The 23,727-nt window shown below is 65.5% G+C and carries 23 protein-coding genes and 1 pseudogene; 18 read left to right on the top strand and 6 right to left on the bottom strand.

Features of this window, described 5'->3' with window-relative positions; genetic code table 11:
- Window positions 1-172 precede the first annotated feature (172 nt).
- The 12 genes from KHP16_RS27660 (at window position 173) to cheZ (ending at window position 10,753) form a co-directional block, all read left to right on the top strand.
- Window positions 173-925, top strand: coding sequence for a DUF4088 family protein (locus tag KHP16_RS27660; RefSeq protein ID WP_109585505.1), 753 nt, complete (start codon window positions 173-175; stop codon window positions 923-925).
- Window positions 926-1,357: 432 nt separating this feature from the next.
- The gene (flhD, locus tag KHP16_RS27665) at window positions 1,358-1,675 is read left to right on the top strand and encodes a flagellar transcriptional regulator FlhD (RefSeq protein ID WP_109585504.1); all 318 of its coding nucleotides are present in this window, start codon (window positions 1,358-1,360) and stop codon (window positions 1,673-1,675) included.
- Window positions 1,672-2,277, top strand: coding sequence for a flagellar transcriptional regulator FlhC (flhC, locus tag KHP16_RS27670; protein ID WP_109585503.1), 606 nt, complete (start codon window positions 1,672-1,674; stop codon window positions 2,275-2,277). Before flhD ends, flhC begins: the two co-directional genes overlap by 4 nt.
- A gap of 123 nt (window positions 2,278-2,400) precedes the next feature.
- Window positions 2,401-3,264, top strand: coding sequence for a flagellar motor stator protein MotA (motA, locus tag KHP16_RS27675; protein WP_109585502.1), 864 nt, complete (start codon window positions 2,401-2,403; stop codon window positions 3,262-3,264).
- A 13-nt stretch (window positions 3,265-3,277) separates the two neighbouring features.
- Window positions 3,278-4,300, top strand: a complete 1,023-nt coding sequence (gene motB, locus KHP16_RS27680) for a flagellar motor protein MotB (protein WP_109585501.1) — start codon at window positions 3,278-3,280, stop codon at window positions 4,298-4,300.
- Window positions 4,301-4,358: 58 nt separating this feature from the next.
- Window positions 4,359-6,404 carry a chemotaxis protein CheA gene (gene cheA / locus KHP16_RS27685; protein ID WP_211961586.1) on the top strand — a complete coding sequence of 682 codons (2,046 nt, stop codon included), beginning with the start codon at window positions 4,359-4,361 and terminating at the stop codon, window positions 6,402-6,404.
- A 35-nt stretch (window positions 6,405-6,439) separates the two neighbouring features.
- On the top strand, window positions 6,440-6,934 hold the full coding sequence (locus KHP16_RS27690; RefSeq protein ID WP_109585499.1) for a chemotaxis protein CheW: 495 nt from the start codon (window positions 6,440-6,442) through the stop codon (window positions 6,932-6,934).
- 70 nt (window positions 6,935-7,004) lie between these two features.
- On the top strand, window positions 7,005-7,931 hold the full coding sequence (locus KHP16_RS27695) for a CheR family methyltransferase (protein WP_211961587.1): 927 nt from the start codon (window positions 7,005-7,007) through the stop codon (window positions 7,929-7,931).
- Window positions 7,931-8,587 carry a chemoreceptor glutamine deamidase CheD gene (gene cheD / locus KHP16_RS27700; RefSeq protein ID WP_109585497.1) on the top strand — a complete coding sequence of 219 codons (657 nt, stop codon included), beginning with the start codon at window positions 7,931-7,933 and terminating at the stop codon, window positions 8,585-8,587. The genes KHP16_RS27695 and cheD overlap by 1 nt, the downstream gene beginning before the upstream one ends.
- A gap of 21 nt (window positions 8,588-8,608) precedes the next feature.
- The gene (locus tag KHP16_RS27705; RefSeq protein ID WP_115953459.1) at window positions 8,609-9,679 is read left to right on the top strand and encodes a protein-glutamate methylesterase/protein-glutamine glutaminase; all 1,071 of its coding nucleotides are present in this window, start codon (window positions 8,609-8,611) and stop codon (window positions 9,677-9,679) included.
- Between the two features lie 30 nt (window positions 9,680-9,709).
- The gene (gene cheY, locus KHP16_RS27710) at window positions 9,710-10,099 is read left to right on the top strand and encodes a chemotaxis response regulator CheY (RefSeq protein ID WP_109585495.1); all 390 of its coding nucleotides are present in this window, start codon (window positions 9,710-9,712) and stop codon (window positions 10,097-10,099) included.
- 9 nt (window positions 10,100-10,108) lie between these two features.
- Complete coding sequence (cheZ, locus tag KHP16_RS27715; RefSeq protein ID WP_109585494.1) at window positions 10,109-10,753, top strand: protein phosphatase CheZ; 645 nt, start codon at window positions 10,109-10,111, stop codon at window positions 10,751-10,753.
- Here the strand turns inward: cheZ and KHP16_RS27720 are convergent.
- Window positions 10,677-11,795 carry a phosphatidylinositol-specific phospholipase C domain-containing protein gene (locus KHP16_RS27720; protein WP_179594003.1) on the bottom strand — a complete coding sequence of 373 codons (1,119 nt, stop codon included), beginning with the start codon at window positions 11,793-11,795 and terminating at the stop codon, window positions 10,677-10,679. The genes cheZ and KHP16_RS27720 overlap by 77 nt on opposite strands.
- Window positions 11,796-11,911: 116 nt before the next feature.
- Window positions 11,912-12,481, bottom strand: a complete 570-nt coding sequence (locus KHP16_RS27725; protein WP_115953457.1) for a helix-turn-helix domain-containing protein — start codon at window positions 12,479-12,481, stop codon at window positions 11,912-11,914.
- 156 nt (window positions 12,482-12,637) lie between these two features.
- Here KHP16_RS27725 and KHP16_RS27730 point away from each other — a divergent pair, with 156 nt between their 5' ends.
- The 3 genes from KHP16_RS27730 to KHP16_RS27740 are packed head-to-tail and all read left to right on the top strand — an operon-like array spanning window position 12,638 to window position 15,760.
- The gene (locus KHP16_RS27730; protein WP_211961588.1) at window positions 12,638-13,999 is read left to right on the top strand and encodes an LLM class flavin-dependent oxidoreductase; all 1,362 of its coding nucleotides are present in this window, start codon (window positions 12,638-12,640) and stop codon (window positions 13,997-13,999) included.
- A 10-nt stretch (window positions 14,000-14,009) separates the two neighbouring features.
- Window positions 14,010-14,528 carry a flavin reductase gene (locus KHP16_RS27735; protein WP_179594001.1) on the top strand — a complete coding sequence of 173 codons (519 nt, stop codon included), beginning with the start codon at window positions 14,010-14,012 and terminating at the stop codon, window positions 14,526-14,528.
- A complete protein-coding gene (locus KHP16_RS27740; RefSeq protein ID WP_211961590.1) occupies window positions 14,525-15,760 on the top strand; it encodes an MFS transporter in 1,236 nt (411 codons plus the stop codon). Before KHP16_RS27735 ends, KHP16_RS27740 begins: the two co-directional genes overlap by 4 nt.
- A gap of 21 nt (window positions 15,761-15,781) precedes the next feature.
- On the opposite strand, the gene KHP16_RS27745 is transcribed toward KHP16_RS27740, so the two are convergent.
- Window positions 15,782-17,254: an MFS transporter gene (locus KHP16_RS27745; RefSeq protein WP_109585489.1), complete on the bottom strand. Its 1,473-nt coding sequence runs from the start codon at window positions 17,252-17,254 to the stop codon at window positions 15,782-15,784.
- A gap of 217 nt (window positions 17,255-17,471) precedes the next feature.
- On the opposite strand from KHP16_RS27745, the gene KHP16_RS27750 reads away from it, so the two are divergent.
- Both KHP16_RS27750 and KHP16_RS27755 read left to right on the top strand, forming a co-directional pair.
- Window positions 17,472-19,325: a DUF4153 domain-containing protein gene (locus KHP16_RS27750; protein ID WP_211961591.1), complete on the top strand. Its 1,854-nt coding sequence runs from the start codon at window positions 17,472-17,474 to the stop codon at window positions 19,323-19,325.
- Between the two features lie 32 nt (window positions 19,326-19,357).
- A complete protein-coding gene (locus KHP16_RS27755; RefSeq protein ID WP_211961592.1) occupies window positions 19,358-20,116 on the top strand; it encodes an SDR family oxidoreductase in 759 nt (252 codons plus the stop codon).
- A gap of 34 nt (window positions 20,117-20,150) precedes the next feature.
- Here KHP16_RS27755 and KHP16_RS27760 read toward each other — a convergent pair.
- The 3 genes and pseudogenes from KHP16_RS27760 to KHP16_RS27770 form a co-directional block, all read right to left on the bottom strand.
- Window positions 20,151-20,885 (bottom strand): annotated as a pseudogene (locus KHP16_RS27760) (YoaK family protein); the annotation flags it as partial.
- Between the two features lie 69 nt (window positions 20,886-20,954).
- Entirely contained in the window at window positions 20,955-21,467 is a 513-nt protein-coding gene (locus tag KHP16_RS27765) for an ankyrin repeat domain-containing protein (protein ID WP_373561985.1), read from the bottom strand.
- Between the two features lie 85 nt (window positions 21,468-21,552).
- The gene (locus tag KHP16_RS27770) at window positions 21,553-23,001 is read right to left on the bottom strand and encodes a catalase (protein WP_109585484.1); all 1,449 of its coding nucleotides are present in this window, start codon (window positions 22,999-23,001) and stop codon (window positions 21,553-21,555) included.
- Between the two features lie 293 nt (window positions 23,002-23,294).
- Here KHP16_RS27770 and KHP16_RS27775 point away from each other — a divergent pair, with 293 nt between their 5' ends.
- The gene (locus tag KHP16_RS27775) at window positions 23,295-23,720 is read left to right on the top strand and encodes a hypothetical protein (protein WP_211961593.1); all 426 of its coding nucleotides are present in this window, start codon (window positions 23,295-23,297) and stop codon (window positions 23,718-23,720) included.
- The last annotated feature ends 7 nt before the right edge of the window (window positions 23,721-23,727 follow it).

The following is a 23,727-nucleotide window of genomic DNA, read 5'->3' on the forward strand; positions in this document are numbered from 1 at the left end:
CGGCGGCAAGGCCGCCGCGGCCGGTGCCGCCGCCGCGGCAGCGGCGAGCGCGGCGGACTTCGAGGAAGTGGCCGCAAGCGATGCGCCGGCACTGCGCCCGGCCACCGCGGGCGGGGCTTCCGACAATGGCGACTGGAGCGCGTTCTGAGGCCCGCGTGGCCGTCGTGACATCATGACCACCGACATCAATCTGTCCCTGTCGGCCGAGGCGACGGCCAGACTCCGAGCGGACTTCGACGCTTTCGTCAGGGTCTCGACGGGGCTCGATGCCGAGTTCGTGCCGCCCGCCTTCGACGACTTCCTGCGCGCACGCCTGCTGCAGCAGGACGGTCCGCTCACCGAGCGCGCGGTCATGCGCCTGCTCGCGAGCGGCGAATACGGGTGGGCGCGGAAGGTCTTCGACAAGCAGTTGCCCAACGCGTTGTCCGCGCTGATGCGCGACGCGCAGCGCTTCGGGTTCGGCCTCGCCGTGCAACCGGAATGGACGCCCACGCAGCGCGTCGAGCATGCGCGCGAGTGGGCGCAGCAAATCCTCAGCGAAGCGGGTGCCGACGCGGCCTTCACGGAAGCGCTTGCCGCCCAGATCGCGGCGAGCGCCGTCGATATCCGCACGATCGAGGAGCGTATGCGCACGCCGGCGTGGCGTATCGCGGAGAGCCTGCGCCAGCGGGCCTATGACCTCATGTACGCGTTACAGACGGAGCAGAGCGAGGCGCTGGGCCGCAGCAAGGTGGGAGAGATGCGCGCGCTGCTGGGTCTTGCGCTCGAATACGGTTCTGTCAGCGCGGATGAGGCCGCGCGCGTTCTGGAGCAGGTGGAACGTGCCCGGCCGCATCTGTTCCGCGAAGCGCCGGAAGACGTGTTCTCGCGCCTTGCCGCGTGGTTGCGCGGGCTGTTTAGCCAAGCCGCGCCCGCGCGTCAATAGTGGAATGCATAGGCGCGGATCGCCCTGGATTGGCTTGTGCCGACTCGGATGAAATAGCTGTAGCGCATTCGTCACAAGAACGTGTCGGCGGTAATACCGTGCGTACACGTAAACGCGCGTTAACGAGATGTCGGACATCGCTGCTGTTACAAATTAGATGGCCTATGTCTTTTCTGTGCGACATTTGTTCTCCCCCAACTCAAGTAGGGATTGGCATTGCAGGCCGATTGCCGATATAAACGTAACAGTTTCACTTACACTCTGTAACATCTGTAACGCTTCAGAGATGTGGGTGTTACCTGGCGTAGTTCCTATTGTCGTACGTCGTACCCATCGCACACGCACACCAACGATCTGGTCGCCGGCACAGCGTCAACGTGCCCGGTAAGCGCCGGACAAGCGGTCGAAGGGTTTTTTGGTAGCGGGGAAAAATTGGAAAGCAGTGAAGTTCTCCAGGAGATCAGGGAGGTTAACCTCGCCTATCTGCTGCTCGCGCAAAGACTAGTGCGCGAAAACCAGGTGGAAGCCATGTTCAGGCTTGGCGTCAGCAAGGAAATTGCTGAGATTCTCGCCAAACTGACATCGGCGCAGCTCGTCAAGCTGGCGGCATCGAACATGGTGCTCTGCCGGTTCCGTTTTGACGATCATGCGTTGCTCTCCACACTCACCCACACGGCCAAGAGCCATGATATGCAGCAGATCCATGCTGCAATCCTGCTTGCCCGGCAACCTGTGGAGCAGCTCAATTGACCGCGCTCCTTCAGGCCCAGCCGGCCCGCAGTTTCACGGCGACTCCCGTACCCAACCGAAAAAGCGTCCTGCAGGATGCCAACCAGACCCAGCTCGCCATCGAGCTGATCGGCCTGGGTGCGCGCCTTCAGGTGCTTGAAGCCGAGACCACGCTCTCGCGCGACCGGTTGATCCGCCTCTACAAGGAGCTCCGCGGCGCCTCGCCGCCCAAGGGCATGCTCCCGTTCTCGACAGACTGGTTCACGACCTGGCTGCCGAATATCCATTCGTCCCTGTTCTTCTCCGCATACCAGTTCATGGTGCAGGAAGGCGAGACGTCGGGTATCCGCGCCGTGGTGGCGAGCTATCGCCTGTACCTCGAGCACGTTTCGCTGCTGGGCGGCGAAATTGTCTTAAGTTTCACCCGTGCCTGGACGTTAGTACGGTTTTTCGAGAGCAATATGCTGCAGCTTTCCACGTGCACATGCTGCGGCGGACAGTTCGTGACGCATGCCTATGAGCCGCACGCGAACTTTGTCTGCAGCCTGTGCCGTCCGCCCTCGCGGGCCGGGAAAGTCAAGAAGCTCTCGAAGGACGCCGTAGCCGCGCAGACCGTAGCCTGATTCCCAGGCGACGTCGGCGGCGGCAAGGCGGGCCCCGAGATCGGGGCGCGCGGTGACCCCGCGCGCCTGTACGAAGGGCCCTTGTGCGTGCCTGACGCGTGTTTTCTAGACGGGGATCCGATCGTGCTTGTAGTTCTTGGCTATGTCGTCGTGCTTGCTGCGGTGCTGGGCGGGTATGCCATCACCGGCGGCCACATGGGCGCGCTTTACCAACCGGCCGAACTCATCATCATCGGTGGTGCGGCGGTCGGCGCATTCATCAGTACCAACAGCGGCAAGGCCATCAAGGGAACCATGAAGGCCCTGCCCAAGCTGTTGCGCGGCTCCAAGTACAACAAGGAGCTCTACCTGGACGTCATGGCACTGCTGTACGTGCTGCTGTCCAAGGCGCGCCGCGAGGGCATCCTGTTCCTCGAGAAGGAAATCGCCGATCCCGCCGCGAGCAGCGTGTTCAGCCAGTACCCACGTATTCTGGCCGACGCGGTGATGATGGAATTCCTCACCGACTATCTGCGCATGATGGTCAACGGCAACATGAACGCGTTCGAGATCGAGGCGCTCATGGACCACGAAATCGAAACGTATCGTCACGAGGCCGAAGTCCCCGCCCATGCGCTGTCGCGCGTCGGCGACGGCCTGCCGGCCTTCGGTATCGTCGCCGCGGTGATGGGTGTGGTGCACGCACTGGCTTCCGCGGATCTGCCGCCGGCCGAACTCGGCGCGCTGATCGCCCACGCGATGGTCGGTACGTTCCTCGGCATTTTGCTCGCTTACGGTTTTGTCTCGCCGCTGGCCGCTCGCATCGAGCAGCAGGTGGACGAGAGCGTGAAGATGTACGAGTGCATCAAGGTCACGTTGCTCGCCTCGCTGAACGGTTACGCGCCGCTGGTTGCCGTGGAGTTCGGCCGCAAGGTCCTGTACTCGACCGTGCGTCCGTCCTTCCTTGAACTCGACGACCACGTTCGCGAAGTCAAGAGCCTGACCTGACGGGAGAGCAGTCATGAGCAGCGCCCAGGATCTGCGCCCGATCGTCATCAAGAAGGCGAAGAATCGCGCCAAGCCGCACGGCAACCATAGCTGGAAGATCGCCTACGCCGACTTCATGACGGCCATGATGGCCTTCTTCCTGGTGCTCTGGCTGCTGAGCTCGGCATCGCCGAAGGCTCTCGTTGGCGTGGCCGAGTACTTCAAGACGCCGCTGAAAGTGGCGATCGCCGGCGGCGACAAGAGCAGCATGTCGAAGAGCGTCGTGCCGGGCGGCGGCAAGGACCCGATGGCCAAGGATGGTGAGGTGATGCGCGCGCAGACCAACGATCCGTCGGATGCGCGCCGCCGGGAGCAACAGGAATCGGAGCGCCTGCGCCAGCTCAAGAGCCGCCTCGAGCAGACCATCGAGAACAATCCCGTGCTGCGCGCGTTCCGCCCGCAGCTGCTGCTGGACATCACGAGCGAAGGCCTGCGCATCCAGATTCTGGATACGCAGAACCGCCCGATGTTCCGCACCGGCAGCGCCGCCGTGGAACCGTACATGCGCACCATCCTGCGCGAGATCGGTCCGGTGCTCAACGAGATGCCGAACAAGGTGAGCTTGTCTGGCCATACCGACTCGCAGACGTATATGGCTGGTGAGCGCGCGTACAGCAACTGGGAGCTGTCCGCCGATCGCGCCAACGCTTCGCGGCAGGAGCTGATCGCGGGCGGCATGAACGAAGGCAAGGTGCTGCGCGTGCTGGGCCTCGCGGACACGATGCCGCTGGACAAGAACGACAAGCTGGCGCCCGTCAACCGCCGCATCAGCATCGTCGTGCTGAACAAGAAAGCGCAGACGCAGTTCGAGACCGAGAACGAGAGCGCGGCCGACGTATCGGTGGCCGCGCAGAAGGGCAAGACCGCCCAGGAGCTGCAGGCGGGCGTGGCGGCGGCGGAAACGCCCGCGGCCAAGGCGCCGGTCGCCGCACCTGTGACGGGTGCGGCGGGTGCGGCGGCACCTGCGGTGCCAGCGGCAGAAGGCAAGCGCGAATGAGGCGCGCCGCTCGTGGAGAGCGGCGCATCCAAAGGCAATTTAGCGGACCAGGACGGCCATGTCTGTCGATATCGATATCACGCAGTTCTATCAGACCTTTTTCGAAGAGGCGGAGGAACTGCTCGTAGAAATGGAGCAACTGCTGCTCGGGCTCGATCTCGACGCCCCCGATGCGGAAGAGCTCAATGCGATTTTTCGCGCGGCGCACTCGATCAAGGGCGGTGCGGCCACGTTCGGCTTCTCGGCGCTGACCGAGACCACGCACATCTTTGAGAATCTGCTCGACCGCGCGCGCCGGCAAGAAATCGCGCTTACGCGGGCCATCATCGACACTTTTCTGGAAACCAAGGACGTGTTGCAAGACCAGCTCAACGCCTATCGCAACGGGACCGAACCCGATCCGGAAACCCTCGCGCGGATCTGCGCGGTCCTGCAGCAGCTCGCGCAGGAAGCCGGTGGCGACGCTGGTGCCCACGCGCCCGCCGCGGCGCCGGCCCCCGCGCCCGCGCCGGCTGCGTCCAATGCGCCCGCCGCGCCGGCAGGCGCCGGCGGCGGCAATCTGAAGATCCGCCTCATCAATGTATCGCCCGCCGACCAGGCGCTGCTGCGCGAAGAGATCGCCAACCTTGGCGAGATCACCGGCCAGCAGGACGCCAACGGCGAGCTGACGATCTGGCTGAACAGCCAGTGCGGCGCCGACGACATCATCGCGGTCTGCTGCTTCGTGATCGACGGCGACCAGATCGTGGTGGAGGCGTCGGATGGCGCGAGCCCTGCCGCCGCCGCCCCTGCACCCGCGCCGGCCCCGGTTGCCGCCGCCCCCGCGCCGGCACCGGTCGCCGCGCCGGCGGCGAAGGAAGCCACGAAGGACGCGGCAAAGGAGAAGGCCAAGCCCGCCGCGGCCGCCGCGCACAGCCCCGACGCCGGCTCCATCCGCGTGCCGACCGAGAAGGTCGACCAGATCATCAACCTCGTGGGCGAACTGGTCATCACGCAGTCGATGCTCGCGCAGACCGCCTCGTCGCTCGACCCCGTGCTGTTCGACCGCCTGTTCTCTGGCATGGGCCAGCTGGAACGCAACGCGCGCGACCTGCAGGAAGCGGTGATGTCCATCCGCATGATGCCGATGGACTACGTGTTCTCGCGCTTCCCGCGTCTGGTTCGCGACCTCGCGAGCAAGCTCGGCAAGCAGATCGACCTCGTGACGTTCGGCAAGGCGACCGAGCTCGACAAGGGCCTGATCGAACGCATCATCGATCCGCTGACCCACCTGGTGCGGAACAGCCTGGACCACGGCATCGAGACGCCTGAGAAGCGCGTCGCCGCCGGCAAGGAGCCGACTGGGCAGCTGATCCTGTCCGCGCAGCATCACGGCGGCAACATCGTGATCGAGGTAAGCGACGACGGCGGTGGCCTGAACCGCGAGCGCATTCTCGCCAAGGCGATCCAGAACGGCCTGCCCGTCTCGGAGAACATCAGCGACGAGGAAGTCTGGCAGCTGATTTTCGCGCCGGGCTTCTCCACGGCGGAAGTGGTGACGGACGTGTCCGGCCGCGGCGTCGGCATGGATGTGGTCAAGCGGAACATTCAGGAAATGGGCGGCCACGTGGAAATCGCGTCGCGCCCAGGCAATGGCACCACCACGCGCATCGTGCTGCCGCTGACGCTCGCGATTCTCGACGGGATGTCCGTCCGCGTGGGCGAAGAGACCTTCATCCTGCCGCTGAACTGCGTGATGGAGTCCCTGCAGCCGAAGGCCGAGGACGTGCATACCGCCGCGAATGCGGAGCGCGTGATGAACGTGCGTGGCGAATACCTGCCGCTGCTCGAGCTGCACCGCGTGTTCAACGTGGACGGCGCGCTCCAGGAGCCGACGCAGGGCATCGCCGTGATCCTGCAGGCCGAAGGCAAGCGCTTCGCGCTGCTGGTGGACCAGTTGATTGGCCAGCATCAGGTGGTGCTGAAAAATCTGGAAACGAACTATCGCAAGGTGCCGTGCATCTCCGCCGCCACGATTCTGGGCGACGGTAGCGTGGCGCTGATCGTGGACGTCGCCGCGCTGCAACGCACGGGCGTGGGCCGCCAGGATCTGGTGCTCGCCTGACCGGCGCGCATCCGTCATACAAAAGGAGAGCAAACATGGCCGGCATCGGACACATCGATACCCAGGGCAGCGAGGCCGCGGGCCAGGAGTTCCTGGTCTTCACGCTCGGCACCGAGGAATATGGCATCGACATCCTGAAGGTGCAGGAGATTCGCAGCTACGAGACGGTGACCCGCATCGCGAACGCGCCCGACTTCATCAAGGGCGTGACGAACCTGCGCGGCGTGATCGTCCCGATCGTCGATCTGCGTATCAAGTTCCGCCTCGGCAACGTGCGTTACGACCACCAGACCGTGGTGATCATCCTCAACGTCGCGGGCCGCGTGGTCGGCATCGTCGTGGATGGCGTTTCGGACGTGCTGACGCTGACTGGCGACGACATCAAGCCCGCGCCGGAGTTTGGCGTGTCGGTGTCGAACGAGCACCTGACGGGTCTGGGCTCGGTGGAAGGCCGCATGCTGATCCTGATCGACATCGAACGCATGATGACGAGCCCCGAGATGGCGCTCGTCGAGGCCGAACTGGCCTGATCGCAACGACGCAAGCCCGCTCGCCCATCCAGGGCGAGCGTTTATCAAGACAATCGCCCGCCTCTTCGTCATGACGCAGCTCCGTTCTTCCGCCAGTGCCATCGGGAAGCCAGCGGGGGCTGTTTCGCCCGCGATGCCCGTGATCACGCCGCTACGTGACGACATGCGCGACTTCCTGCTCACCGAGCGGGATTTCGAGAAGGTCCGCGCGCTGATCCACAAGCGCGCCGGCATCTCGCTGGGCAGCCACAAGCGCGAAATGGTCTACAGCCGCCTCGCGCGCCGGCTCCGCTCGCTGCAACTTACCGACTTCGGCAGTTACCTCGCGATGCTCGAGGCCGACGAGGGTTCCGTGGAGTGGGAATACTTCACGAATGCGCTCACCACGAACCTGACCTCGTTCTTCCGCGAGGCGCATCACTTTCCGCTGCTCGCCGAGCATGCCAGGAAAGTCGGCCGTCCGTACAAGGTGTGGTGCGCGGCCGCCTCGACCGGCGAAGAGCCGTATTCGATCGCGATCACGCTCGCCGAGGCACTTGGCGATCGCGGTGCCACCGTGCTCGCCACGGACATCGACACGCAGGTGCTGGCCAAGGCGCGCAACGGCGTGTACACGACCGAGCAGGTCGCGCGATTGTCGCAGGAACGGCTCAAGCGCTTCTTCCTCAAGGGGACTGGCGCGCGCGCCGGCGCGGTCAAGGTCAAGCCCGATCTGGCCTCGACCATCACGTTCGACGCCCTGAACCTGCTGGCGCCCGACTGGGGCATCCGCGAGCAGTTCGATGCGATCTTCTGCCGCAACGTGATGATCTACTTCGACAAGCCGACGCAGGGCCGCATCCTCGAACGGTTTGCGCCGCTGCTGAAGCCTGACGGCCTGCTGTTCGCGGGACATTCGGAGAACTTCTCCTACGTCACGCGCGCGTTCCAGCTGCGCGGGCAGACGGTGTACGAACTCGCCGGCCGCGCTGGCGGTACCGGTGTGGGAGGTACGTGATGCGCACCCCGCAAATGCCCGAGGCCATCGCCACGCGCAAGTACTTCGACCGAGAGTTCGGCAAGCAGGCGATCAAGCTGCTGCCCAACGAGTATTACGTGACCGGTGACGACGTGGTGCTGACCACGGTGCTGGGTTCGTGCGTCGCCGCCTGCATCCGCGACGAGGTGGCAGGCGTCGGTGGTATGAACCATTTCATGCTGCCCGACGACGAGAATGCCGGTCCGGACCGCGTGCTGTCGGCATCGATGCGCTACGGCTGCTATGCGCTGGAAGTGCTGATCAACGAACTCCTGAAAATGGGCGCGCGCCGCGAACGCCTGGAAGCGAAAGTTTTTGGTGGCGGCGCGGTGCTTGCGAACATGACGACCCTCAATATTGGGGATCGAAATGCCGATTTCGTATTGAAGTACCTGAGGACCGAAGAGATACGCGTGGCGGCGCAGGACCTGCGTGGCCCGCATGCCCGGCGTGTCAGCTATTTTCCGCTGACGGGGCTGGCGCTCGTGCGCCGGCTCACCCGCCAGGACGACACGGTCGTCGTGGAACGCGATGAGCGGGCATTGGCCCGCGCGCTGTCCACATCCGCGAGAACGCCCGCGCGAGGCGCCGTGGAATTGTTTACGCGGCAGACGACGTCGAAGGCGTCGTCCTGAAGACAAAAGAGACGCAGAACTATGACCGCCGCAAAGATCAAGGTGCTGTGCGTGGATGACTCCGCGCTGATACGCAGCCTGATGACGGAGATCATCAACAGCCAGCCAGACATGGAAGTCGTGGGCACGGCGCCGGACCCGCTGGTCGCCCGCGATGCGATCAAGCGGCTGAACCCGGACGTGCTGACGCTAGACGTGGAAATGCCGCGCATGGACGGACTCGACTTCCTCGAACGCCTGATGCGCCTGCGGCCGATGCCCGTGCTGATGGTGTCGTCGCTGACCGAGCGCGGCTCCGAAATCACGATGCGCGCGCTGGAACTCGGCGCCGTGGATTTCGTGACCAAGCCGAAGCTCGGCATCCGCGACGGGCTCATCGACTACACGGATACCATCGCGGACAAGATCCGCGCGGCATCCCGCGCGCGCGTGCGCTCCGCCGCGACGGCACCCGCCGCTGCCGCGGCCACGCCGATCCTGCGCAGCCCGCTGCTGTCGACCGAGAAGCTGATCATCGTCGGCGCTTCCACCGGCGGGACAGAAGCCATCAAGGAGTTTCTGATGCCGCTGCCGCCGGATTGTCCGGCGGTCATGATTGTGCAGCACATGCCGGCCGGTTTCACGCGATCGTTCGCGCAGCGCCTCAACGGCCTGTGCCGCATCACGGTGAAGGAAGCCGAGCATGGCGAACGCGTGCTGCCGGGTTATGCGTATATCGCGCCCGGCGACTCGCATCTGATGCTGGCGCGCAGCGGCGCGAACTACGTCGCGCACCTGTCGCAGGATCCACCCGTGAATCGCCACCGGCCATCGGTCGACGTGCTGTTCGACTCCGCCGCCGTGCATGGCGGCAAGAACGTGACGGGCGTGATCCTGACCGGCATGGGCAAGGACGGCGCGCAGGGCATGTTGCGCATGCGCGATGCCGGCGCATACAACCTCGCGCAGGACGAGCAGTCCTGCATCGTGTTTGGCATGCCGAAGGAGGCGATAGCCACCGGCGGCGTGCATGAAGTGGTGCCCCTGCAGTCGATGAGCCAGCGCGTCATGGCGCATCTGGCGACATTCGGTGCACGGGCGCAGCGCGTTTGATTTATTCCACAACTGTTTTGGAGCCGTAAAGTGGACAAGAACATCAAGATCCTGGTGGTCGACGACTTCCCGACCATGCGTCGGATCATCCGTAACCTGCTGAAGGAGCTGGGCTTCAACAACGTCGACGAAGCCGAAGATGGCGCCGCCGGCCTGGAGAAGGTCAAGGACGGGAGCTTCAACTTCGTCGTGTCCGACTGGAACATGCCGAACATGGACGGCCTGACGATGCTGCAATCGATCCGCGCGATTCCCGCGATCGCCAAGACGCCGGTGCTGATGGTGACGGCCGAGGCGAAGAAGGAGAACATCATCGCCGCCGCGCAGGCGGGTGCCAACGGCTACGTGGTCAAGCCGTTTACCGCCGCCACGCTGGACGAGAAGATCACCAAGATCTTCGAGAAGCTGGGCAAGGAGTAAGGTGACACCATGTCGACGACTCAGACTTCTGCCATCGATTCCGCCGAGCAGATCATCCATCGCATCGGCAACCTTACGCGGATGCTGCGCGACAACATGCGGGAGCTGGGGCTCGACAAGGAAATCGAGCGCGCCGCCCAGGCCATTCCCGACGCGCGCGATCGCCTGAGCTATATCGCGACGATGACCGAGAAGGCGGCCGAGCGCAGCCTGAACGCGGTCGAGATCGCCCAGCCGCTGCAGTCCGCGCTCGAGACCCAGGCGGAGGCGCTGGACAAGCGTTGGGAAGAGTGGTTCGCCAAACCGGTGGAACTGCAGGACGCCCGCGCGCTCGTGCTCGACACGCGCGAGTTCCTTGCCGACGTCCCGGTGAAGACGCGCGCGACCGGTAGCCAGCTGCTCGAGATCATGATGGCCCAGGACTTCCAGGACCTGACGGGCCAGGTGATCAAGAAGATGATGGACATGATCCGCTCGCTCGAGCAGGAACTGTTGCAGGTGCTGATCGACAACGTTCCCGCCGATCGCCGCGTGGAGGCGCAGTCCACGCAGGCCACGCTGCTCAACGGTCCGCAGATCAATCCCGAAGGCAAGGCCGACGTGGTGGCGGATCAGTCGCAGGTGGACGACCTGCTGGCCAGCCTCGGCTTTTGACCTGTCTCGCGGGCGGTGGCGCCCGCCTGTTGATGGCGATGATTTCCCGGATCAGCGATGGTCCGGGAAAGTCGGCCATCACGATACCGACGTAGCGTGGCTGCCATGCGCGGAGGTACGAGAGCGCAAGGTAGTTGATGCCCTCGAACGCGATCGTGCAGATGCCGATAAAGCAGTTCACGCGAGGAAAGTCCGGGTAGACATGCTGGAACGCCGGCGACGTCAGCCCGGTCGCAAGGCGGTTGGCGTGCTGGCGCGCGCTCGTCTGTCCGCTTGCGACAAAATAGGGAAACACCCCTCCCGCTCCGGACAGATAGGTCACGGGGCCCCAGGGCCGGGCCGGGTCGAACGCGCGATGCCCGCGCGCGTTGTCCAGCGCCCGCCGCACGATTTCCCATTTCTCATACAGATCCCAGTTCGTGCGCAGGTACCAGGCGTCGGAGACGTCGTGCAGCTCGAAATACAGGTTCTCCGGAAACAGCAGGATGCGCCCGCGCACGGCGCCGAGCCGTGGCACCGTATGCGAGGCAATCTGAATCACGTCGCGGTACGCGGCCGTTTCCATGGTCATCGCCATATTGGGCAAAACCGTGCTCCATACGGGGGGCCCTTCCTGCCGCACGCGCAGGAGCACGACCTCGCCTGGGTGGTCGCAGAGAAATCGCCGCAGCACACGCAGGATCTGGCGCAGGGTCGCATATTGCCGCACTGGGCCGTGATACGCGTGCAGGTGATCGCGGACCAGACGCAAGCGGATATCGAATGCCCGCACGCCCGCGTACAACTGCGCGTCCAGCGACATGGCCTGCGTGGCCGCCATGCTGCCGCCATGGCGGCTCATCGAGTTATGCGTGCCCGGGATCGAAATTTCGTTCAGGTAACGGTCGTCGGATAGCCCGCGCATCCAGTCCGCGTTGACGCGATGTGGATGCGGCTCCTGCGAATAAGCGCCGGTGGGACGGGCCTGCGCCGGCTGCGCCAGGACGCTGCAGGCGGCGAGCCAGAAGGCCAGCCGGAGGATGATGCGTGGCAAGTCGTGCATGTCGGGCTCCGTAAGTCATGCTGCGGAACCGACATGCTGGAACGCGCGACGCGCGTATTCCTTGATCAGGATTCAATCGCGTATCGAACTCAGCGAATCATGGCGCCGGCAGACGGCTATCGACGGACGAGCGCCACGACGTACACGCATGGCGTCTTGCCGGGATTCACGAACGTGCACGGCGCGGGCGCGCCAAGTTGCAGGCAGTCGCCAGGCGCGAGCCTGTGCACGAGTTCGCCTTCCTCGAAGACCAGCGTTCCCTCCCGTACCCATATCTGTTGATGCTGGAACGTGAAGGCCGACGAAGGATAGGAGACACGGGCATTGCCCGGCAGCGTGACCTCGATCAGTTCGATCATGCCGCCGTTTCTCGGCGACACCGCGCGGCGCGTGTAGCCCGTCTCGGGGTCCTGCCACACGGGCTGCTCGTCATGGCGGCTCAACCGTTCGCCGGCCTGCTCGGCGAGCGCCAGCAGCATCGACAGTTGCAGGCCGAACGCGCCCGAGAGCTTGCCGAGGATCGTGGCCGTGGGGCTCGCTTCGCCGCGTTCGATCTTGCTGATCATCGCCTTGGACACGCCCGACCGGTCGGCCAGTTCGGCTAGAGACCAGCCGCGCGATTCGCGCTCGATGCGGACACGGGCGGAGATGGCGTGGGTCGGGTCGGCGGCGAGTCGGTTGTCCATGCGGGGTCCTTGCTGGCGGAACGGCATTATAGGGCGCACCTTTTGCTGCCGAGGGGCATGGTACAGACACGGGTTTACCCGTATCCGAAAGAGCATTGATTGGTGGTCATTCGTCCACTATAGTAGACGGACAATTTTCGGTCCGGAGCCCCCACGATGCCGCGCGAGATTCGCCTCAATGCCTTCGACATGAACTGCGTCGGTCATATCCAGCAGGGACTATGGACGCATCCGCGCGACCAGTCGACGCGTTACAGCGAACTCAAGTACTGGACCGAGTACGCGCGCAAGCTGGAGGCGGGCCTGTTCGACGGCGTGTTCTTCGCTGACGTCGTCGGCGTCTACGATGTCTATGGCGGCAACGCCGATGCAGCGTTGCGCGGCGGCGTGCAGGTGCCCGTCAACGATCCCATGCTGGTCATTCCGGCGATGGCGGCCGTGACGCGGCATCTTGGTTTTGGCGTGACGTGCAACCTCACGTACGAGCAGCCGTTCCTGTTCGCCCGCCGCATGTCGACGCTGGACCATCTGACGGGCGGCCGCATCGGCTGGAATATCGTCACGGGCTACCTCGACAGCGCGGCCCGCGCGATCGGCATCGACGGGCAAATGGCGCACGACGATCGCTACGACCTTGCCGACGAATACATGTCCGTGGTGTACAAGCTCTGGGAGGGCAGCTGGGAGGACGACGCGGTCCTAGCCGACCGCACGCGCGGCGTGTATGTGGATCCGGAGAAGGTGCGTGTGATCCATCATCACGGCAAGCAGTTCAAGGTGGACGCGATGCATCTGTGCGCGCCGTCGCCGCAGCGCACTCCCGTGCTGTACCAGGCCGGGTCCTCGACACGCGGCCGCGAGTTCGCGGCGACGCATGCCGAATGCGTGTTCGTAAACGGTCAGAAGAAAGAGGCGGTGAAGGAAATCGTCGATGACATCCGCGCCCGTGCGGTCGGGCTCGGCCGGGGCGCGGAGGACGTCAAGGTGTTCATGGGCGCGACGCTGATCGTCGGTACCACCGACGACGAGGCACGCGACAAGTTCGAGGCGTACAGACGCTACGTCAGCGACGAGGCCGCGCTCGTGCATGCGGCCGCGTCGCTCGGCATCGATTTTTCCAGGTACGACCTCGATGAACCGATCGAGACGGGCAAGAGCCAGGCGATTGTCTCGAACGTGGAAGCGATGAACCGCAGCGCGGGGCCGCAGTGGACACGCCGCAAGCTGCTGGAACAGATGGTGCTGGGCAGCCGGCAGGCGCCATGGGTCGGCTCCGCTGACCGCCTGGCAGACATGCTGGTGGCATGGAGCGAGGAGACGGGCGTGGACGGGTTCAATCTGTCGCGTACGGTGGTGCCCGAGTGTTTCGACGACGTGGTCGAGTTGCTCGTGCCGCGGTTGCAGGCGCGCGGCGTCTACAAGACCGCGTATCGCGAAGGCACCTATCGCGACAAGTTGTTCGGCCGGTCCCGGCTGCCGGCGTCGCATACGGCCGCGCAGTACCGCAATCCGCGCTGAGGAGGCGACGATGGAAATCGACAAGACCGCGTTCCGCGATGCCATGGCGGGCCTCGGCGCCGCCGTCAATATCGTCACGACCGACGGCGATGCCGGGCTCGCGGGCTGCACTGCCTCGGCCGTGTGCGCGGTGACCGACGACCCACCCACGCTGCTCGTCTGCATCAACCGTTCGAGCCGCAACAACGCCGCGATGCGCGAGAACGGCCGGCTCTGCGTCAACGTGCTGGCTGCCGATCAGCGCGATATCGCCACGCATTTTTCCACGCGCGACCTGTCCATCGCCGAGCGCTTCGCGTGCGCGGAGTGGGATAGGCTCGCCACGGGCGCGCCCGTGCTGCATGGCGCGGTGAGCGCGCTCGATTGCGAGATCGCTTCGGTCACGGAGGTTGGCACGCACACGGTGTTCTTCTGCGCGATCAAGGCCGCGCGGACCGCGAGCGACCGCGACGGGCTCATCTACTTCGGGCGCGATTTTCATCGCGTGGCCGCGCCCGCCGGCGCGGCAGCGGTTGCCTCCGCAGCATGATGCAGGGCAGTACGGTGGACAGCCACCCGATGCATGGCAAGGCCGCGTCGCTCGTCATCCTGCTGGTCTCGCAGGTGGCGGCGATGGGCGTCTGGTTTTCGTCGAGCTCCGTCGTGGCGGTGATCAAGCACACCCACGCGATCGCGGCGTTCGACGAAGCCCTGCTCACGAGCGCCGTGCAGCTCGGCTTCGTCATCGGCACCATTGGCTCCGCGCTGTTGTCGCTGCCCGACCGCTATGACCTGCGCCGGCTGTTCACGGCGTCCGCGCTGATCGCCGCACTGGCCACGGGTCTGCTGGCGTTTCTGCCGCCGACGGGCCCTGCCGTGGTGCTGCTGCGCTGCGTGACCGGCATGTGCATGGCTGGCGTCTATCCAGTCGGCATGCGCCTCGCGGCGACATGGGCGCGTGGCGATCTCGGCCTGCTCATCGGCCTGCTCGTGGGGGCGCTGACGCTCGGCTCCGCCAGTCCTCATTTGCTGGCGGCAACAGGCGGGCTCGAATGGCGCACGATCTACGGCATCGCCGCGGGCTGCGCGGCGGCGGCCGCGATCCTGATCGCCTTCGCGGGGATCGGTCCCAACATCCGCCGCGCCACGCGCATCGACGTCGCGAAGATGGCGCAGGCGTGGCGGCAGCCCTCGCTGCGGCTGGCGAATCTCGGGTACCTTGGACACATGTGGGAGCTCTACGCGATGTGGGCGTGGCTCGCGCTGTTCCTGCAACAGACCTTTACCGCGCGCGGCATGCCCGATGCGCGGCTGCAGGCGGAATGGCTGACGTTCATCGTCATTGCGGCGGGCGCGGCCGGCGCATGGCTGGGCGGCTGGCTCGCGGACCGTGTGGGACGCACCGCGGTGACCATCGGCGCGATGGCGACCAGCGCGTGCTGCGCGGCCGTGATGGGGTGGCTCGCGCAGGCGCCGATCGTGGTGGTCGTGATCGTCGCGCTGGTCTGGGGCGTCTCGGTGATTGCGGACTCGGCGCAATTCTCGGCCAGCGTGACGGAGCTGGCCGATCCGACGTCCGTCGGCACGCTGCTGACGGCGCAGACCTGCGCGGGTTTTCTGCTGACGCTCGTCAGCATTCACCTCGTGCCCGACATCGTTGCCGTGCTGGGGTGGCGCGGCGGATTCGGGATGCTGGCGATCGGTCCCGCGCTGGGATGCCTCGCGATGTGGCGGCTGCGGAACCATCCCGATGCGGTCAAGCTCGCCGGCGGCAGGCGTTAGCCGCCGGCTCGCGGGAGCGCGTCAGGGCGCGGGAGCAAAGTCTTCCGCATCCACGTCGTAGTTGGCGGGTTCCCAGCGGATGGCCAGCAGCGACAACAGGCCGGCCAGCGGCGCCAGCGCGATGACCCAGAACACCTTCGTGCTCAGCGCGGCGGCAAGCACGGGGAACAGGAACAGCGAGACCGTCGAGCTTGCACGCATCAGCGTCTGGTTGAGGCCCACGCCAACGCCACGCAGGGAGGTCGGATAGCTCAGCGACGCGTACGTCATCGTGTGTGCCCCGGGACCGAAACCCTGGCCCAGCAGGAACACCGCCAGGCAGCCGATTGCCGCGACGACCTCGCCGCCGCCATGTGGCTTGCCGATGATGGCAAGGCCGATCAGCGCGGCCAGCTGGAATGCGTAGCCGACCGTGGTCAGCTTCCACGCGCCCGTCTTCGGCACGAGGTGCACGCCGATCAGGCCGCCGACGAACGCGAACAGCAGGTTCAGCGCGAGCGAGACGAGAATGGTCGTCAGCATCGACTGCGCGAGGAAGCTGGCGATGATGACGGGCAGGCCGAAGGCCACGGCGTTGTAGGCGAACGAGGAGGCAATCGACATGATCGTGGCCAGTGCCGTGCGGCGCGCATAGACGCCCTTGAGCAGCACCGCGTAATTGCTCCACGAAGCCTTGCGCTTGGCCGGCGTGGCGACCGCGTCAGGCGCGACTGTGGCATCGATGCCGTAAGAACGCTTGAGGATCGCGGCCGCGCCCTTCAGGTCGCCCTGGTTGGCGGCCCACACCGGAGATTCGCTCATATAGCGGCTGCGCACGGCGATGATGACGAGCGCGGGCACCGCGCCGAAGCCGAGGATGATGCGCCAGAGGAGGCCGCCGTGGCCTTCCGGCAGCGCCGCGTAGCAGAGCAGCACCAGCAGATAGGACACGCAGATGGCCGCGTACCACGTGGGGCACCACATGGCCACGCGCGCGGCCTTGTTGCCCTTGCCCTGCAGTTTCGAGAATTCCGCCAGGAACGCCATGGCCACGGGCAGGTCGATGCCGACCCCTAGGCCCATCACGAAACGGGCGCCGGCCAGCACGTATTCGTTGGGCGCCAGCGCGCACGCGATCGCGGCGACCACGAAGAACAGCATGTCGGCCATGAACACGCGGTAGCGGCCGATGCGGTCGGTGAAATAGCCCCCGAGGAACGCGCCGACGATCGCCCCAAACGTGATGGCCGAGGCCACCATGCCGGTGCCGGCGGGCGTCAGGTTGAATTCCCTGGCGACGTCCTTGAGGCCGAAGGCCAGCGCGCCGAGGTCATAGGCATCGAGGAACACGCCACCCAGCGCGATGGCGACGACCATGCGGGCATTGCTGACTTTCGCACCGCCCTCGTTGACGAGCCGCGCCACGTCTGCGGCGGAACGGATGGTGGCCTTGTTGCTGGAAGGTGCGGCCGCACTGGGGGCGGTGCCCGAGGAGAGGGCGAGGTCGACTGACATTGTGATTTCGGGGGGAACGGAATGAGGTGCCCCGGGGCGCATTCCATGGCGGAATTCCCCCGATAGCGAAGGGCCGCATACTACGCAGACATGCCGCCACGGCAAAATGTTTTGTTGTTATATGTTTATCGCGGATAGCCATTTAGCCTTTGCCGTAAAGTGATCTGAATTATCATGGCGTGGCATTTCCGACAGATATCGAATAACAGGAAAGTCCATGCACATGATGATGGCGGGCGCGGCCACCAGGGAGGCAAGACAGCGAGAGCGGGCATTGTTTATGGGGCGCGTGCTGGTCGGCGCCGGACAAGGCATTTTGCTGTACTCGCTTTACCGCGCCGCGCAGGATCATTCCACGCTCGCGCGCGACGATGTATTCGCGCCCATGCTGCTCGCGGCGCTGATGATCCCGCCCGTCGCGATTCTCGGCTTCTCGCAACTGCGCGCGCCGCGGCTCGTGTTCTGGTGCGTGCTGCTGGCCGCCGTGGTGGCGATGCTCGGTTACCACGACGCCTGGCGCCATATAGATCCCGCCGGGATCGAACTGGCCCGCGCGCGTTATCCGTCGATGCACGTGGCGTTCGTCGCGGCGGCGATCATGTTCATTGCCTATGCGATCGTCGTGGCCGCCGATACGGCCGGCACGTATCTGGCGCCTTATCCCGCATATTTCCGGATTGGCTGGAAAGTCGGAATTCAGGGCCATCTCGCGGCATTATTCGCGGCGGTGCTGTATCTCGTGCTGTGGATCGGCGCCGAATTGTTCGAATTGCTGGGCCTGCGCTTTCTGGAAACGCTGTTGCGGCAGGCGTGGTTCAACATTCCCGTGCTGACGATGGCGTTCGCGGCGGGTTTGCATATTACCGACGTGCGCGACGAGTTCGTCCGTGGCGTGCGTACCCTCGTGCTGACGCTGCTGTCGTGGGTATTGCCGCTGCTCGTGGCGCTGTTGCTGGGCTTTCTGGTGACGCTGGCGGTCAAGGGGCTCGCGCCGCTCTGGGCGACACGATCGGCGGCATTGCTGCTGCTCGGCGCGGCGGCGCTGCTCGTGGTGCTCATCAATGCCGTCTACAAGAGCGGTCTCGCGGAGGGGCCCGTGCCGCGCGTGCTGCGGCTTGCGATGGCCGCCGCGTGCCTGATCCTCGTGCCGCTGGTCGTCATTGCGGGTTATGCGCTATTCCTTCGCATCCAGCAGTACGGCCTGACCGAACGTCGCGTCTTGACCGCCGCGGCACTGCTGCTCGCCGCCTGCTACGCGGCCGGCTATGCGCGGGCCGCGCTCGAGCGCAACGCCGGGATGCTGCGCATCGCCTCGACCAATGTGCTGACGGCATGCCTGACGGTCGTGGTGCTCGTGGCGCTGTACACACCCCTCGCGGATCCCGCGCGGCTGTCCGTCTTGAGCCAGGTGGCGCGTCTGGAGGACGGCCGCATCCCGCCAGACAAGTTCGACTTCCACTACCTGAAGGCCCATGCGGGACGCTACGGGCGCGAGGCCCTGACCCGGCTGCTGGCACAGCCGCGCGGCGCGAACGCCGAAGCGATCCGGCAGTACGCGGCCAACGCAAACCGTTCGCCCGCCTCCAGCGAGCTGCCCGATGCGAAGGCGATCGCCAGCCTGATCGATCAGCGCACGCCGGACCGGCCTGTGCCCCCGTCGTTCTTCACCAATGCCTGGGGCGACGCCGCGGCGCGGCAGTGGCTGCCGGGCTGCCTGATGGCCCGGACACGGCGTTGCGATGCGTTTGTGGTCGACTTTCTTCCGGGGCACGGCGGCAACGTCGTGCTGATGGAAGCGAACCGTCAGGACGCGCACGTCTTTGCGCAGGACGACGATGGCGTCTGGCGCCGTGCCGCGCGGTTCCAGGTGCGCGCGGAATGCGCCGATGCCGTGCGCGAGAGCATGGCGCGTGGGACATACGCGCAGACGCCCCAGCCGCTGCCGCAGATCGACATGGGCGATCAGGTGGTGCGGCTGATGCCGGCTGACTCCGGCCCGCCACCGTGCCGCATACCTTCGCCGCGGCCTTCGGCACTGCCTGATGCCACGCCGGCGTCCGCTGGCGGATAATCGAACTTTGCAGACCAACAGGAGACATCGGCATGACGCAGGCAGGGAAGGTAGCACTGGTCACGGGCGCGGCCCGTGGTATCGGCAGGGCGACGGCGCTGGCGCTGCTCGAGGCAGGCTATCGCGTGGTCCTGGCAGGACGCACCGCGGAGACGGTCGAGGCCGTCGCGGCGGAAGCCCGCGCAACGGGTCATGATGCGCTGGCCGTGCAATGCGACGTCGCCGACGAGGCGTCCGTGGACCGTCTGTTCCAACGCATTCGGGATACATACGGGCGTCTGGACCTGCTGTTCAACAATGCAGGCATCAACGCGCCGGGCGTCCCCATCGACGAGCTCAGCGTCGCGCAATGGAAAGCCGTGGTCGATATCAACCTGACCGGTTCGTTCCTGTGCGCGCGCGCTGCCTTCGCGCTGATGAAATCGCAGGACCCGCGTGGCGGCCGCATTATCAACAACGGGTCGATTTCCGCGCATGCGCCGCGCCCCAACACGGCTCCGTACACGTCCACCAAGCATGCCATCACGGGCCTGACCAAGTCGCTGTCGCTCGACGGGCGCGCCTATGACATCGCTTGCGGCCAGATCGATATCGGCAATGCGGGCACCGACCTCGCATCGCGCATGGCGCGCGGTGTGCCGCAGGCCAACGGCGAGATCCGACCCGAGCCGCTGATGGACGTCCAGCATGTGGCCAACGCCGTCGTGCACATGGCCAGCCTGCCGCTCGAGACCAACGTGCAGTTCATGACCGTGATGGCCACGAAGATGCCCTTTGTTGGAAGAGGATAGTTGGGCGAGGATAAGTTCAGCGCGGCCGGCCGATGAGCCGGTCGAGCAGATCGTCAAAGACCGGCACCGCCGCGAGCAGGAACACGAGGGCCGCGAGCGGTACCGTGGCGACGAAGCCGATGTGTTTGAAGCCGAGCGCGCCGAGCACGCCGCCCAGAAAAAACATGGCCAGCAGCGCGCCCAGCAGCCGAAGCCGCGCGCGGTTGGCTATCACCTTCTCGCCGTGCGTGGCGACATTCCAGTAGAACAGCTTGCCGAGTTCGATCCCGAGATCGGTCACGATGCCGGTGACGTGCGTGGTCCGGATTTCCGCGCGCGAGACCTTGGTCACAAGCGCGTTCTGCAGACCCATGATGAAGCAGAGCACCGCCACCGTGGCGGGCACGAACATCCAGCTGTGACCGACGAAGGCGTGCCCCAGCAGGCCGAAGCAAAGCAGCAGGAGCGACTCGAGCATCAGCGGCGCGGCAAACTCGCTGCGTAACCGCTGGCGGCGCGCCCAGTTGACGAGCACGGCGCAGGCGGAGGCGCCGATCAGGAAGCACAACACGGCGCCGATCCCCGCGGAGACCGCCACGAGCTCTCCTAACGCGAGCTCGTCCGCGATATGCGACACGATGCCGGTCATATGGGAGGTGTACTGCTGGACGGCCAGGAACCCACCGGCATTGGTGGCGCCCGCGACGAAGGCCAGCAGCAGGCCTAGCTGCCGGTTGGTACTGGGCGAGCGTTCGCGGCCGGAAAGGCCGCGCAGGTAATGTATCGGCATGACCAACCCCTCAAGTCGGCGGAACGATGCACGATGGCACTTTTACGGGGTTGTGTAAAGGCGGGGGTGTCAGTGCATGGGGCCCAGCTGGGCGCCGCCGCGGCCGGCCATGAATGCCGCCGCGTCCGCGGCCGTCATGCCGCGGCTGTCGCGCGCGTCGGGGTTGGCGCCGTGGGCGATCAGCAGCTCCACGATTTCGGTGCGGTTGAACATCGCCGCCGTCATCAGGGCCGTGCGGCCGTCGGGCGAAGCGCCCTCGACGTCGGCGCCATGGGTCAGCAGCAGTTCGACGATCTCCCGGAAGCCCTTGAAGGCCGCGCCCGCCAACGGTGTCTGACCGGCCTCGTTGCGCAGGTCGGGATTGGCGCCATGCGCCAGCAGCGCGCGCACGGCATCCGCATGCCCGTAGTAGCTCGCCAGCATCAGCAGGCTGTCACCTTTCTCGTTGCGCAGGTTCGGGGGCAGGCCACGCTCGATCAGCGCCGCGAGGCTGTCGCCGTCGCCGCTGCGGGCGAGGGTAAAGACTTCGCGCATCGCGTCGAGCATGCGTTCATCGTCCTGCTGCGTCGAGTCGTTGTGCATCGATTGCGGTGCGTCACTCATGATCGTTCATCCTGAAGGTTGCCCCCCCCCCCGACGGGGAGGGGGAGGGGCATCGCGCTAGCGCTTACTTTTTGGCGTCGAACGCCTCGATCGCCGCGGCCACGCCGGCCCCGTACGCCGGATCCGCCTGCGTGCAGTGCTTGATGTGCAGGTCCTTGATCGGACGCGACACACCCGCCATGGCGCGCGCGGTGTTCTCGAACAGGCGCTGCTGGGCGTCGGCCGGCATCAGGCGGAACAGATCGCCGGCCTGCGAGAAGTAGTCGTCGTCCACGCGGTGGTTCCAGTGGTCGGCGGCGCCTTCCAGCGACAGCGGCGGCTCGCGGTAGTCGGGCTGCTCCTGCCATTCGCCGCGCGTGTTCGGCTCGTAGCCGATGCGGCTGCCGAAGTTGCCATCGACGCGCATCACGCCGTCGCGGTGGTAGAAGTTGACGTTCTTCGCCGCGCGCGGGGCGTTGACCGGAATCTGGAAGTGATTGACGGTCAGGCGATAGCGCGCCGCATCGCCGTACGAGAACAGACGGCCCTGCAGCATCTTGTCCGGCGAGAAGCCGATGCCCGGCACGATCGTCGAAGGTGCGAACGCGGCCTGCTCGACGTCCGCGAAGAAGTTGTCCGGATTGCGATTCAGTTCCATCACGCCGACTTCGATCAGCGGATAGTCCTTGTGCGGCCAGACCTTCGTCAGATCGAACGGGTTGATGCGATACGAACCCGCTTCCTTCTCCGGCATGATCTGCACGAACAGCTTCCAGCGCGGGAACTCGCCGCGTTCGATAGCTTCGTACAGGTCGCGCTGGTTCGACTCGCGGTCACGGCCCACCACCTCGGCGGCTTCCGCGTCGGTCAGGTTCTCGACGCCCTGCTGCGACACGAAGTGGAACTTCACCCAGAAGCGCTCCTGCTGGGCGCTGATGAAGCTATACGTGTGGCTGCCGAAGCCGTGCATATGGCGGAAGGAGCGCGGAATGCCGCGGTCGCCCATCACGTAGGTCACCTGATGGAACGACTCCGGCGACTGCGTCCACCAGTCCCAGTTGCTCTCGGCGCTGCGCAGGCCCGTACGCGGGTCGCGCTTCACCACGTGGTTCAGGTCGGGGAACTTGAGCGGGTCCTTGATGAAGAACACGGGCGTGTTGTTGCCGACCAGATCCCAGTTGCCTTCCTCGGTGTAGAACTTGACCGCGAAGCCCCGGATGTCGCGTTCCGCATCGGCTGCACCGCGCTCGCCGGCCACGCTCGAGAAGCGCACGAACAGCTCGGTCTTCTTGCCGACTTCCGAGAACAGCTTGGCGCGCGTGTATTTCGTGATGTCGTGGGTCACGGTGAACGAGCCAAACGCACCGGCGCCCTTGGCGTGCATGCGGCGCTCGGGAATGACTTCGCGGTCGAAGTGCGCCATCTTTTCGAGGAACCAGACATCCTGCAGCAGCGCGGGGCCACGGGGGCCGGCGGTCTGAATGTTCTGGTTGTCGGGTACGGGTGCGCCGAAGGCGGTGGTCAATTTGCTCATGACGATTCCTTGATGCGGGCTGGCATGCCATCCATGAGCATGCCTTGTCGTTGTGGGACACCGCGGAGGGTCGCCCCGCGGCGGGTTCCGGGACCCCTGCGTTCCCGGTGATGTTCGAATGCACTATGGCAGATGCCTGCCTTTGCGTCATATCGAATTGTTCAATTGTTTCGATAGCCGCGCCCGGCGTCTTTCAGCAATCCGCTATTTCACGTTGGCGTTTCGAATTTGCACGGTGGCATGGGCGCAACATCGGACACGATTGTCAGGCGGATGGCCGATAGAATGTCGGCATGGACCCCATATCTTTTGAGTTCGTGAGCGTCGAAGAGGCCAAGCGGATCCTGGACGGCGAGGCGCCGAGGCGCGAAAGCGCCGACTGGACCGAGCGGCGCGACCCGCAGACCATGGTGCCGCAGAAGCTTTCGCCCGGCGCGTTGCGATGGCTGCGCGAGTTGCCTGCGCAGGCGCGGCCCCTCGAATTGTTCCATGGCTATCCGCGCATCGCGAACCAGCTGGCGGTGCTGGCGGCCAACGAGTCCGCGCTGCTGGCGTATCTGGCCGATCTGCTGATCGACCGCCGAGGTGACCGACAGGGGTTCCCCGGGAACATCGCGCAGGAGCTTTCCCGCCTCAATGCCTATCTGATGGGGATGTTGCCGCCGGAAGAGCATGGGGAGGATGGCCAGAGTAGCCAGAGTGGTCAGGGTGGGAACTGAACGGTTA

The sequence above is a fragment of the Cupriavidus plantarum genome (assembly GCF_905397285.1).
Taxonomy (GTDB): Bacteria; Pseudomonadota; Gammaproteobacteria; order Burkholderiales; family Burkholderiaceae; genus Cupriavidus; species Cupriavidus plantarum.

Bases quoted from the DNA above. Each gene is read 5' to 3' on its own strand.
- KHP16_RS27765 (WP_373561985.1), bottom strand. From the start codon at position 21,467: ATGCACAACGACTCGACGCAGCAGGACGATGAACGCATGCTCGACGCG.
- KHP16_RS27705 (WP_115953459.1), top strand. From the start codon at position 8,609: ATGACCGCCGCAAAGATCAAGGTGCTGTGCGTGGATGACTCCGCGCTG.
- KHP16_RS27775 (WP_211961593.1), top strand. From the start codon at position 23,295: ATGGACCCCATATCTTTTGAGTTCGTGAGCGTCGAAGAGGCCAAGCGG.
- KHP16_RS27690 (WP_109585499.1), top strand. From the start codon at position 6,440: ATGGCCGGCATCGGACACATCGATACCCAGGGCAGCGAGGCCGCGGGC.
- KHP16_RS27745 (WP_109585489.1), bottom strand. From the start codon at position 17,254: ATGTCAGTCGACCTCGCCCTCTCCTCGGGCACCGCCCCCAGTGCGGCC.
- KHP16_RS27740 (WP_211961590.1), top strand. From the start codon at position 14,525: ATGATGCAGGGCAGTACGGTGGACAGCCACCCGATGCATGGCAAGGCC.
- KHP16_RS27770 (WP_109585484.1), bottom strand. From the start codon at position 23,001: ATGAGCAAATTGACCACCGCCTTCGGCGCACCCGTACCCGACAACCAG.
- cheD (WP_109585497.1), top strand. From the start codon at position 7,931: ATGCGCACCCCGCAAATGCCCGAGGCCATCGCCACGCGCAAGTACTTC.
- KHP16_RS27660 (WP_109585505.1), top strand. From the start codon at position 173: ATGACCACCGACATCAATCTGTCCCTGTCGGCCGAGGCGACGGCCAGA.
- KHP16_RS27725 (WP_115953457.1), bottom strand. From the start codon at position 12,481: ATGGACAACCGACTCGCCGCCGACCCGACCCACGCCATCTCCGCCCGT.
- KHP16_RS27735 (WP_179594001.1), top strand. From the start codon at position 14,010: ATGGAAATCGACAAGACCGCGTTCCGCGATGCCATGGCGGGCCTCGGC.
- KHP16_RS27720 (WP_179594003.1), bottom strand. From the start codon at position 11,795: ATGCACGACTTGCCACGCATCATCCTCCGGCTGGCCTTCTGGCTCGCC.
- KHP16_RS27730 (WP_211961588.1), top strand. From the start codon at position 12,638: ATGCCGCGCGAGATTCGCCTCAATGCCTTCGACATGAACTGCGTCGGT.
- KHP16_RS27750 (WP_211961591.1), top strand. From the start codon at position 17,472: ATGCACATGATGATGGCGGGCGCGGCCACCAGGGAGGCAAGACAGCGA.
- cheZ (WP_109585494.1), top strand. From the start codon at position 10,109: ATGTCGACGACTCAGACTTCTGCCATCGATTCCGCCGAGCAGATCATC.
- cheA (WP_211961586.1), top strand. From the start codon at position 4,359: ATGTCTGTCGATATCGATATCACGCAGTTCTATCAGACCTTTTTCGAA.
- KHP16_RS27755 (WP_211961592.1), top strand. From the start codon at position 19,358: ATGACGCAGGCAGGGAAGGTAGCACTGGTCACGGGCGCGGCCCGTGGT.
- motB (WP_109585501.1), top strand. From the start codon at position 3,278: ATGAGCAGCGCCCAGGATCTGCGCCCGATCGTCATCAAGAAGGCGAAG.
- KHP16_RS27695 (WP_211961587.1), top strand. From the start codon at position 7,005: ATGACGCAGCTCCGTTCTTCCGCCAGTGCCATCGGGAAGCCAGCGGGG.